The organism is Bacillus sp. FG16, assembly GCF_057809515.1.
On the sequence record NZ_JBMDKC010000040.1, the window covers coordinates 19,491 to 31,591 of the forward strand.

The 12,101-nt window shown below is 35.8% G+C and carries 11 protein-coding genes; 7 read left to right on the forward strand and 4 right to left on the reverse strand.

The window, feature by feature from the left end:
* Positions 1-131: 131 nt before the first annotated feature.
* Positions 132-1,565, reverse strand: coding sequence for an alanine/glycine:cation symporter family protein (locus ACODS7_RS16015; protein WP_029443550.1), 1,434 nt, complete (start codon positions 1,563-1,565; stop codon positions 132-134).
* A gap of 409 nt (positions 1,566-1,974) precedes the next feature.
* Between ACODS7_RS16015 and ACODS7_RS16020 the strand changes: the two genes are divergently transcribed.
* From ACODS7_RS16020 to nprB, 7 genes are all read left to right on the forward strand, one after another.
* On the forward strand, positions 1,975-2,469 hold the full coding sequence (locus tag ACODS7_RS16020) for a cation:proton antiporter regulatory subunit (RefSeq protein ID WP_016079800.1): 495 nt from the start codon (positions 1,975-1,977) through the stop codon (positions 2,467-2,469).
* Positions 2,470-2,473: 4 nt separating this feature from the next.
* Positions 2,474-3,673, forward strand: a complete 1,200-nt coding sequence (locus tag ACODS7_RS16025; RefSeq protein ID WP_000380223.1) for a cation:proton antiporter — start codon at positions 2,474-2,476, stop codon at positions 3,671-3,673.
* Between the two features lie 79 nt (positions 3,674-3,752).
* Positions 3,753-4,346 (forward strand): undecaprenyl phosphate transporter UptA, encoded by a 594-nt coding sequence (gene uptA, locus ACODS7_RS16030; protein WP_000900216.1) that lies wholly within the window; start codon positions 3,753-3,755, stop codon positions 4,344-4,346.
* A 137-nt stretch (positions 4,347-4,483) separates the two neighbouring features.
* A complete protein-coding gene (locus tag ACODS7_RS16035; protein WP_043935782.1) occupies positions 4,484-4,918 on the forward strand; it encodes a DUF3920 family protein in 435 nt (144 codons plus the stop codon).
* A 111-nt stretch (positions 4,919-5,029) separates the two neighbouring features.
* The gene (locus ACODS7_RS16040; protein WP_016079803.1) at positions 5,030-5,440 is read left to right on the forward strand and encodes a MarR family winged helix-turn-helix transcriptional regulator; all 411 of its coding nucleotides are present in this window, start codon (positions 5,030-5,032) and stop codon (positions 5,438-5,440) included.
* 51 nt (positions 5,441-5,491) lie between these two features.
* Positions 5,492-6,190 (forward strand): pirin family protein, encoded by a 699-nt coding sequence (locus ACODS7_RS16045; RefSeq protein WP_000488928.1) that lies wholly within the window; start codon positions 5,492-5,494, stop codon positions 6,188-6,190.
* Positions 6,191-6,344: 154 nt separating this feature from the next.
* Entirely contained in the window at positions 6,345-7,994 is a 1,650-nt protein-coding gene (gene nprB / locus ACODS7_RS16050; protein WP_042969179.1) for a neutral protease NprB, read from the forward strand.
* A gap of 48 nt (positions 7,995-8,042) precedes the next feature.
* Here the strand turns inward: nprB and ACODS7_RS16055 are convergent, their stop codons facing one another.
* The 3 genes from ACODS7_RS16055 to ACODS7_RS16065 form a co-directional block, all read right to left on the reverse strand.
* Positions 8,043-8,360, reverse strand: coding sequence for a metal-sulfur cluster assembly factor (locus ACODS7_RS16055; RefSeq protein ID WP_000076420.1), 318 nt, complete (start codon positions 8,358-8,360; stop codon positions 8,043-8,045).
* A gap of 119 nt (positions 8,361-8,479) precedes the next feature.
* On the reverse strand, positions 8,480-10,171 hold the full coding sequence (locus ACODS7_RS16060) for a methyl-accepting chemotaxis protein (protein ID WP_243168260.1): 1,692 nt from the start codon (positions 10,169-10,171) through the stop codon (positions 8,480-8,482).
* Between the two features lie 213 nt (positions 10,172-10,384).
* Positions 10,385-12,079 carry a methyl-accepting chemotaxis protein gene (locus tag ACODS7_RS16065; RefSeq protein WP_243168259.1) on the reverse strand — a complete coding sequence of 565 codons (1,695 nt, stop codon included), beginning with the start codon at positions 12,077-12,079 and terminating at the stop codon, positions 10,385-10,387.
* Positions 12,080-12,101: the final 22 nt, after the last annotated feature.

The following is a 12,101-nucleotide window of genomic DNA, read 5'->3' on the forward strand; positions in this document are numbered from 1 at the left end:
ACCCTTTTGCTGGAATTAATTTGAACAAATTATGAACTGTTGTAAATAAAAGGCCCTATTACGGTGAAGTAATAGGGCCTTTGTTTGAGATATGGCTCTTGTTCTAAATGAGCCGCTTCCGCTTTTATTTGTTAAACAGCTTTTTGCTTTTCTTCTACATCCGGTCCATCCCAGCACTCTGTATTCTTTAAGCCAGGGATAGAGTTTGCAACGAAGACAGGATCTTTTCCTTGTTTCTTCTGCTTCAAATAGTCTACTAATGCAGCGTAAGCAAATTTGCTAAGGAATGAGATGGCAATTAAGTTTGTGAATACCATTAGTCCCATGAATAAATCAGCTAAACTCCAAACTGTTTTAAGAGCAGCGATTGATCCGAAGAATACCATTCCGACAACTGCAACACGATAAATCATTAACCATGTTTTACTTTCTTTAATGAATGCAATATTTGTTTCACCATAATAGTAGTTTCCTAGTAGAGAACTGAAAGCGAATAGGAAAATAATAATCGCTAAGAAAGTGGTTGCCCACGGTCCGATTTGTGAACTTAATGCGTTTTGTGTTAATTCGATACCTTCTAAATTCGATCCTTTGTAAAGTCCAGAACATAATACGATAAATGCTGTTGATGTACATACTAAGAATGTATCTACGAAAACACCTAATGCTTGAACGAATCCTTGTTTAGCGGGGTGAGATACATCTGAAGTTGCAGCGGCATTAGGAGAGCTACCCATACCTGCTTCTGTCGCAAATAAACCGCGCTGAATTCCGTATTTGATTGCTGCACCAATACCACCAGCGATGGCTTGATCTAATCCGAATGCACCATTAAATATTTCCATGAAAATGCTTGGTAACATATTGAAGTTTTTTATAACAACAAAAACAGCCACACCGATATAAACGATTGCCATTGGAGGAACAATCATTTCGGTAATACGTGAAATACTTTTAATACCACCAAAAATAATAACTGCAACTAATACAGCTAATAGAGCTCCTACGATCGTTCGCTCTAGACCAAAAGCATTTTCAAACGCTATTGTTACTGTATTGGCTTGAACTGAATTGAAAATTAATCCGTACGTAACTGTAATAAGAAGTGAAAACCAGACACCCATCCAGCGTTTGTTTAACCCTTTTTCCATGTAGTATGCTGGGCCACCACGGAACCTGCTTCCATCTTTTACTTTATAAATTTGCGCAAGCGTACATTCTACAAAACTAGTAGCTGCTCCGATAATCGCGATAAACCACATCCAAAATATTGCGCCAGGTCCACCCATTGAAATTGCTAGTGCTACACCGGCTAAGTTCCCGATACCGATACGTGCTGCTGCACTTAAGCAAAATGCTTGGAATGGAGAGATGCTATCTTTCTTCTTTTCTTTTCGATTGAATCCTTTACTAATTAAACTGACCATCTCACTGAATTGAGTAATTTGGACAAATTTTAATTTAAAAGAAAAATAAAGACCGAAGCCGATTAGCATTGCAATAAGAATATATGACCATAAAATATTATTCGTTACCTCAAGGAATCTGCTAAAGATATCAACCATATAATACACTTCCTTTTTTTCGTAATAAGAAAATTATATGCAAAAAATATACGAGAATCAATTTTTCTAAAAAGTTATGTTACTTAAATCATTTTTGTGTTATGATTATGTTACATCATAATATTTTTAGAATTATTTACATTTTAAAAAACTAAATTTAAAGCGAGAAAGTGGGGATAATTTGAGAGAAGAATCTTTATTGAAAGTAAGCCTTGAGAGTTTGAAAATGAGAAGCAATATATTTTTTATCATTACATCTTTAAGTATCTTTTTAGGGGCCACTTATTATTACAATAAAAGATTTCCAAACCACAAATATCCTGAGTGGTTAGAATTTCTAAAGTTGATTGCATGAATAAAAGACAGAAAAACAGAAAATTAAAATAAAAAAGTTGTGGAGGAGCTAAAAATGAATATTAGAGAAAGTGAACTTCCGGGTATTGGTTATAAGTTTCAAATCGTTACGAAAGGTAACGAAAAGATGGTAATTGTCATTCATGATGATGGACGTAGAGAAATGTATCATTTTGATTCAGACCATGAAGAAAGCATCTCAAGTATTTCACTACGTGACTCAGAGGCAAGACAAATCGCAGCAATATTAGGTGGAATGGTATATAAGCCTAGGGCGTTAGAAAATGTTGAGATGGTTTTTGAAGGTTTAGCGATTGAGTGGTTTAAAGTGGAGAATTCAGCTCCAGCAATCGGAAAAACAATTGGCGATCTTGAAATAAGAAAAACATATAGCGTAACGATCATCGCAGTTATGAAGAAGAACATGAAGAAGCTATTTAATCCAGGACCAGAAACAGTAATTGAAGAAGGAGATATGCTTGTAGTTTCAGGTGAGAGAGAAGAAATTAAAAAAATCATTAATGAATTACTTTCAAATAGGGGGGACTGACTAGATGGATACGTTAATTTTTGAAGTTGGTACAGCTTTAGTTTTAGTGGCAATTGCAGCGGTAATTGCAGGGAAATTTAAATTCTCAGTAATTCCTTTTCTAATCGTTCTTGGAATGTTAGTGGGACCGCATGCACCGACAATAGGTGTTATCGATCTCAAATTTATTGAAAGTGCAAGTGTAATTTCCTTCCTTGGACGGATTGGGGTTCTATTCCTTCTATTCTATCTAGGATTAGAATTTTCAATGAAAAAACTAATTAAATCTGGACGCTCTATTGCGATTGGCGGAACGATTTATATTTTAATTAACTTTTCACTTGGTTTGTTATACGGATTTATAATGGGATTCCCATTACTAGAAATCTTAATTATTGCGGGTATTATTACGATTTCTTCTAGCGCTATCGTTGCTAAAGTGTTAGTGGACTTAAGAAGAACTGGTAATAATGAAACCGAATTAATTTTAGGAATTATTATGTTTGAAGATATATTCCTTGCTGTATATTTATCAGTTGTTTCTGGTTTAGTACTTGGGGATCACGCTTCCTTCTTAGGTGCCCTTACTTCAATTGGAATTGCTTTAGGATATATGCTTCTATTCTTTATAGTAGCTAGAAAGGCTACACCGTTATTAAATAAATTGCTCAATATTAGCTCAGATGAAATCTTTATTATTGTAGTATTTGCTTCTTTATTCTTCATTGCTGGTTTTTCAGAAACAATTCACGTTGCAGAAGCAATTGGAGCACTTCTTCTAGGATTAGTTTTCTCTGAGACGGAGCATAGTGACCGAATTGAACATCTTGTTGTTCCATTTAGAGACTTTTTCGGAGCTATTTTCTTCTTCAGCTTCGGGTTAAGTATTGATCCGTTCTCATTAGGCGGAGCGATATGGTTAACGTTAGGTGCTGTCCTTCTTACGATAATCGGTAACTTTGTAGCGGGAATGATTGCAGGAAGACAAGCTGGATTATCTCATAAAGCATCAACAAATATCGGATTAACAATCGTTTCAAGAGGAGAGTTCTCCATCATTATGGCTAATATCGGTATCGCCGGTGGTTTAATGTCAGTCTTAAAACCATTCTCAGCACTATACGTGCTTATACTATCCATTTTAGGACCACTCCTGACAAAAGAGTCGAAGAATGTATATAAATTCTTAAATAAAATCTTTAAGTGGGATACGAAGACTAACTAAATTTAAAAAAATAAAAGTACAAGATATTTCCTGCTTGTACTTTTATTTTTGCAATGAAAACAGTAAAGAGAGGTAAATGATGCTAGGAGAGTTGATTCATTCAGTTTTAGTTTTTTTAGAAGGACTTGGTTATTGGGGAATTATGCTGGGATTAATGCTAGAGGTTATTCCAAGTGAAATCGTATTGTCTTATGCAGGTTATTTAGTATCAACAGGAAGCATTACATTTTGGGGCGCTGTCGCGTTCGGTACAATTGGTGGTGTAATCGCACAACTATTCATTTATTGGATTGGTCGATATGGAGGAAGACCTGTTCTTGAACGATATGGAAAATATATTTTAATTCAGAAGAAACATATTGATTATGCTGAAGATTGGTTTAATCGTTATGGAACTGGCGTTATCTTTACTGCACGTTTTATTCCGGTTGTGCGTCATGCTATTTCGATACCAGCGGGTATTGCGAAAATGTCACATGCTAAGTTTATTACGCTAACTACATTAGCTGTTATTCCGTGGTCGATTGTGTTTGTATATTTAGGTTTTAAATTAGGAACAGAGTGGGAAAGCATTAATAAAGTTGCGGGGCCATATGTGAAATACTTTGCACTTGCTGCTATTGTTTGTGCAATTGGTTATTTTGTATTAAAAAAAGTGATGAAAAAAAAGTGATTACGGAAAAGGAATCTATGTCGACATAGGTTCCTTTTTTATTGGTATTTTTTCAAGGATGAAAGAATACGTTTAATATTTACCATATTGTGGCATACATATAGAAAAAGGGTGCTTGGAAAGGGGATTATAGAAAAATGGAACTCCAGTTTCAAAATGTATATCAACAGGTAGAGAATTGGTATGTGTTGGATTCGGAGCTTCCTTGGGATGTCAAAAAGCTGAGAGAGGATTTGTTTTCTCTTATTGAAGCATGTAAAACGCCCGTTATTTTTTGTGATACGTGTGATGCAAACGATGTGCTTCTATCATTAGGGGAAGAGGAAGAAGAGTTCTTATTTCCAGTAGGTGGTTTTTATCATAAAGAAAAGCAATTAATTTTCGTTTGTATGTGGGAAGAGTATGAACAAGTTCTCAAAACGCTACTGCATGAATTTCGCCATGCGATGCAGCATAAGAGAGATATATTGTATGTGGGAAGTGAACGGTACGAAGAGCGGTGGATTGAAAAAGATGCGAGGAAGTTCGCGGAGAGGAAATTGGATGAATATAAGAATAGAAAGTTAATGTAAAGCATAGTGGAGAAATAGCGCTGTGCTTTCTTTGTGCTTATTAAAAATAAGTATTTGACTTTTATAAAGTTTAGTTCTAAACTAATGGTATAAAACGAGCGAGGTGATGAAATGAAAACAGGAGATAGATTAGGGCTACTATTATGGTTTCGTTTATCACGTTTTTATAATAAGAGTATTCGTGAGACGAATCAGCATTTGAAGAAATGGAATGTATCTGCCGCCCAGTTTGATGTGTTAGCTCAAGTTGGAGGACATGATCGTTTAACGCAGCAAGAACTTGGAAATAAGCTATTTGTTACGAAAGGAAATGTAACGCAGCTTTTAAATAAAATGGAGCAGCTTGAGTGGATTTCGCGTGAACAAGAGGGTACTACGAAATATATTTCTTTAACAGAAAAGGGAAGAGCTTTATATGAGGAAATCGTCCCACCTCAAGAAACGTTCCAAGCAGAGAAGTTTCATAATTTAAATATAGAGGAACAAAAGCAATTATTAACATTACTAAAAAAGTTACAGTAAGAAGAAATTTTAAAATAAATCTCGAATTCGAGATAGTATGAGGTGAAGGGTATGTTTAGAAAAGTTGATCATAAAAATATGGGCAGAGCAAATCATGGCTGGTTAAATACACATTTTCATTTTTCTTTTGCTAATTACTATAACCCAAATAACATGAACTTCGGAGCGTTACGTGTTATTAATGATGATCTAGTAGCAGCACAAACTGGTTTTGATATGCATCCGCACCGTGATATGGAGATTATTTCTTACGTTGTAGATGGTGCTTTAACACACGAAGACAGCATGGGAAATCGCGGAACGATTGAGCGTGGACATGTTCAATATATGAGTGCTGGCACGGGTGTATTTCATAGCGAGCATAATTTAGGCGATGAAACGCTGCGTTTATTACAAATTTGGATTTTACCAGACCGTGCGGATCATAAACCAAACTATGGTGAGTTTAAATTTGATTGGAGCAAGCGCGAAAATGAATGGTTTCATATGGTATCTTCAGTAGAAGGAAATGCACCAATTCAAATTCACCAAGATGCGAATTTATACTCCTTATCATTAGAGGCTGGAAAAGAAATTCATTTTCCAGTGAAAGAAGGCCGTCAATTGTACCTTGTACAAATTGAAGGAAGCAGTGTAATCAATGGTGAAAATCTTGTTATGCGTGATGCAGCAGAAGCGGTAGAAGAAGATATTCATATTGAAGCAAAAGAGCAATCTCATTATTTAGCAATTGAATTGAAAAAACAATAAAATATGTAAAAAAGAGGATATCCAATAGGATGTCCTCTTTTTTGATTGGAATTGTCTGAAAAATGTTTCTCAAATTTTCGGTGGAGGTATCGGCTGAAAAAATCAGAATTTTATAAAAGTGTCAAAAATCTTTATGGGAATGGGGAATGTTATAGTGAAAAAGCAAGTCATTTCATCAGCATTAGCGTTAACTGTTATCGCCGGGGGATTTGGAGCGTTTGGGGCAACGACAACGAAAGCGGAAGAACAAAAAATTCAATATCATCAAGAATTTAAAACACCTGCATACATAGGTGAAGAATGGAAAGCACCGGAAGGACTAGATAAAAAAGAGACGGTCTTTCAATACTTAGAGAGTAAGAAAGATATGTTTAAATTAGCAGGAAATATTGAAAAGCATTTTAATATCGTTGGGGAAGAAAAAGACGCTGAATCTGATACGACACATGTGAAGCTAGTTGAGAAACATAATAACATTCCTGTGTACGGTTCTGATCAAACTGTTACACTTGATAAAGAAAATAATGTAAAAGCATTCTTCGGACAAGTTATTCCGAATTTAGATGATAAAAATATTCCTGCAGCTGCAAGTATTACTGCGGAACAAGCAGAAACAATTGCAAAGGCAGATATTGAGAAAGAAATTGGTAAAGTAAAGAGTTATGACGGTGTGAAAAAAGATTTATTTGTATATGAAAAGGACGGTAATTACTACCTTGCATACTTAGTTAAGGCATCGATTTCAAAACCAGCTCCAGGGTATTGGCATTATTTTGTTGATGCAACGAATGGAAATGTTATTGAGAAATATAACGCTGTAGATAACATTACTGGATTTGGTTACGGAGTATTAGGAGCTAGACAATCATTTGAAATTGCTCAAGATACGAAAACAGGACAATTCAACTTGTTTGATGGTAAACGAGGACAAGGTATCCATACATTTGATGCAGAGAATATGGACGAGAACTGGTTTAATTTATTCTCGCAATGGCTTGGATATACAGGAGAAGAAGTTGAAAGTAAATCTAAGTTCTTCGAAGATAAAGCTGCAGTTGATGCGCATGTAAATGCAGGAAAAGTATATGATTACTACAAAAAGACATTTAATCGTAACTCTTTCGATGATAAAGGTGCGAAGCTTATTTCTACTGTTCACGTAGGAGAGAGCTGGAATAACGCGGCTTGGAATGGTGTACAAATGATGTATGGTGATGGCGATGGAAAAACATTCATTCCATTATCTGCTGGACTTGATGTTATCGGTCACGAATTAACGCATGCTGTAACTGAACATACAGCAAACCTTGTTTATAAAAATGAGTCAGGGGCGTTAAATGAATCGTTATCTGATATTATGGGTGTTATGGTTGAGAAGAAGAGCTGGGATTTAGGTGCTGACATTTATACACCTGGTAAACCAGGCGATGCACTTCGTTCATTAAAAGATCCAGCGTCTATTCCAAACCCATTAAAACCAGGTGAAGGTTACCCAGATCACTATAATAAACGTTATACTGGAACAGCTGATAATGGCGGCGTTCATATTAACAGTAGTATTAATAATAAAGCTGCTTATTTAGTATCTGAAGGCGGAGATCATTACGGCGTGAAAGTAACTGGAGTGGGCCGTGAAGCGACAGAAAAAATTTACTACCGCGCTCTTACGAAATATTTAACTGCAAACTCTGACTTCAAAATGATGCGTCAAGCTGCTCTTCAGTCAGCTGAAGATTTATATGGTAAAAACTCTAAAGCTGTACAAGCTGTAACGAAAGCTTATGATGCAGTAGGCGTAAAATAATAAGAGAAAAAACCTGACTAAAGTGTCAGGTTTTTTTTCTTTATCCCGCTAGTCGCGAATACCTAATGCGATTTTCGCCATACGTGACATACGTTCTTTCGACCACGGTGGGTTCCAAACGACATTTACTTCTATTTCATTAACTTCAGGTACGTTCGTTGATAATACTTTTTTAACGTCTGATACGATTTGCCCAGCCATTGGACAACCGATAGAAGTCATAGTCATCGTAATGACAGCATTATTATTTTCATCTGCTGTAACATCATACACTAATCCAAGATTAACGATATCAACACCTAGTTCAGGGTCAATAACAGCTTCTAAATTGGTAAATAATTTATTTTCAAATGCTTCTTGTGACATAAGCAGCCCCTCCTACAATTTAATGATATCGATTCTCATTATAACGGAAATGAGCATAATGTGCAGGAAATGAGCTCAAAAAAATATCCCTCTTTGAAAGGGGGATATTTTTTGAAAAGCTATTCTGTTTTAAAATGAGATACGAGTTGATCTAACTCTGCAACTGTTTGTTTCATTTTTCCAGCAGTTACTGTCATTTCATTCATAACGATAACTTTCTGTTCAGCAGATTGTGCTGTTGCGGCGGTTTCGCTGGATACTTCAGTCGAGATAGAAGCGATGTTATTAAGTGAAGCGTTCATTTCTTCAGCACTTGCAGCCATCTCTTCAGCAGTTGCTGATATATCTTGCATTTGAGTAGATACTTTATTTACTTGTTCTACAATTGTTGAGAAAGAAGTACCAGCTTCACGAATAACATTAATGCCTTCAAATGCTTCAGAACGGCCTTGAGACATCATAGAGCTAGCAGTTTCTGTATCATTTTGAATTTGATGTAGTAATTGATTAATGTCTGTTGCAGCTGTTTTAGATTGTTCAGCAAGTTTTCGAACTTCGTCAGCTACGACAGCAAAACCTTTTCCTTGCTCGCCAGCACGAGCTGCCTCAATAGAAGCATTTAAAGCAAGTAAGTTTGTTTGCTCAGCGATATTAGAAATAGATTGTACAGCAGTATCAATATATTTCGTATGAGTGATTAGACGTTCAACCACTTCTGACGTAGCATTTACAGCTTCGTGTATTGTTGTCATTTGTGAAACAGATTTTTGGATAACGGTACTTCCATCGCTAGCATGTTCAGATGTGGCAACAGCAAGTTCCGCTACAGATGAAGCAGATTCAGCAATACGCTGAACACTTACTGCCATATCATCCATTGCAGTTGAACTTTCTTCCATACTAGAAGTTTGTGATTGAATACTTGCATTTAAGTTGGACATCGAGCTTTGGACTCTTATTGTCGCCTCGCGTGATGTATTCGTTTTTTCTAGCATATTTTCAGAAGCGGTTTGTACTTCCACTGATGTTTTTTGAACACGATTAATGATATGTTGTAGGTTTTCTAACATTTTATTAAATGATGCTGCGATAGCACCGATTTCATCGTTGCTATTTACTTGTAGACGTGCCGTTAAGTCACCTTCTTGAGAGGCTAATTCTTTTAGTTTCGTGTCAATTTGTTGAATTGGTTTCACAAGTTTACCAGAGAACCACCATGCAAGAATAATTGCAACGACGATACAAATAACAAGTGATAGAAAGACTGCATATTCAATTCCTAGTGAAGATTGATCAATTTTTTCAATAGATTGATCACGCAATTTAGCTTGCTCATTACTGTAATTTGTGAAATCACCAATTACTTTATAAACAGAGCCATTTTCTGAAGAAGCTACTTGTAAAGCTTCTTCCCATTTTTGCTCTTTTGCAAGAGTGAATACTTTTTCTTCAATGAACTTTCTCCAAGTAGACCCTAATTCCATTGTGCTTTTTACGGAGGAAGAAGCATTTGGATTAGAAAGAAGTTTATCTTTTGAATCCTCAAGACGTTTACTCATCTCATTAAACTTGTCTAATTCGACTTGATCATGTTGTAGTAAATAACCTCTTAAAGCAGAGAGCTGTACTTGATAGGCGTCTCCACGCTCTTTTAATTCTGTTGCCAGTGGAGAAATTTCTTTTTGTAATGTTTCAGCTTTACGAGATTGGTCAATAGCAAAAAATAAAATAAATGTTAAGGCGATACCGAATAAAGCGCAAATCGTTCCCATCATGAACATAAGTTTTTTTCTGATACTTACAAAATTCATATAATAAAAAGCCTCCTTTGTGAAATCTTAGTATTAGAATTAATAAATGTAAAAAATTGAAAGAAAGCTTTACTCCAGTTGGAATAAAGCTTTCTTATTTCCTTTAGGAATTATAGCAGACGGAATGAGAGATAGAAAGAGATATTTTAAAGTGAAAAAAGAGAGACTGTAAAACTTGCTTTCCTATACCTTTGAGCTCGTGTCATTTTCACTTTAAGCGTTTGTTTTGAAATGAGAAACGAGAACTTCAAGTTCTTGTACGATTGTTTTCATTTCAGATGATTTGTTAGCCACGATACTCATTTTGTTTACTTGATCACCAGCCGAATGTGCTGTTTGTGATGTTTCTGCAGCAACTTCGTTTGAAATAGAAGCGATATTATTTAAAGCTGCGTTCATTTCTTCAGAGCTTGCAGCCATCTCTTCAGCAGTTGCAGACATTTCTTGCATTTGCGTAGAGACTTTGTTAATGTGGTTAACAATTTCTGAGAATGAAGATCCGGCGGTACGAATAACCGTAATTCCTTCAGAAGCCTCTGCTTGACCTTGTGTCATCATGTCATTTGCTATTTTTGTATCGGCTTGAATTTGATGCAGTAAATGGTTAATGTCAGTTGCGGCTAGTTGAGATTGTTCAGCAAGTTTTCTAACTTCATCGGCAACAACAGCGAATCCTTTGCCGTGTTCACCAGCACGAGCTGCTTCAATAGAAGCATTTAAAGCGAGGAAATTTGTTTGCTCGGCGATATTCGAAATAGATTGAAGTGCAGTATCGATATGATTTGTATGTGTAATGAGTCGCTCAACTACTTGTGATGTAGCGTTAACGGCTTCGTTAATTGTATGCATTTGTGTAATAGATTTCTCAATGAATTTATTCCCATCATCTGCTTTTTCTGAAGTTGTGACAGCTAAACTAGTAACAGAAGAGGCGGACTCAGCGATACGCTGAACACTCGTTGCCATGTCATCCATTGCGGTTGAACTTTCTTCAATGCTAGACACTTGTGAACGAATATTGTGTTCAAGAGCATTCATAGTCTCTTGTGTCCTTGCGGTATTTTCCATAGAAGCGGTTGTTTCGATAAATACATTTTCGGAAGCTTCTTTTACACTTGTTGATGTTTGTTGAACTTGTTTTATTATATGCTGTAGGTTAGTGAGCATTTGATTAAAGGAATTTGCAATGTCACCAATTTCATCTTTACTCGTTACGTGTAATCTACCCGTTAAATCTCCATCTTGAGAAGCTAATTCTTTTAACTTCTCATCAATTTGTCGAATTGGTTTAACGAGTTTACCAGAGAACCACCATGCTAATAAAATAGACGTTAATGTACATGTAATGAGTGAGAAGAAAATAATATATTGAATAAGTGATGAAGAAGACTCGACATCAGCAATTAATGCGTCACGTTTCTCATTTTCTTCATTTGTATATTTATTAAAACGACCTAAAAGATCATTTACATAATCTGTTTGTGCTAACGCAATTTTAGATGCTTCGTCCCATTTTCCTTCACGCGCAAGAGGTAGTACCTCATTATCTATGATGCTACGCCATTTTCCTCCCATTAAAATGGCTTCTTTCATTCCTTCTGGGAGCTTTTTGTCACTTGTTACTTTTTCTCTAGTATCAGCTAATTTTTTCCCTTCTCGGTTGAACTTATCTAATCCTTTTTGATCATGTGATAGCAAATATTCTTGTAAACCAGCAACTTGTGCTTGGAACCAATCGCCACGTTCTTTTAAAATCGTCGCTCTTTTCGATACATCATTTTTTAACGTTTCGATTTCACTTGCTTGATTCATGGCGAATGAAAGAATAACAATAAGAGCAATGCTAAATAAAGAAGAAATGCTTAAGAGTGTGAACAGTAGTTTTTTTCGAATACTAACATATTTCATCGTTACCCCTACCCTCATTTAA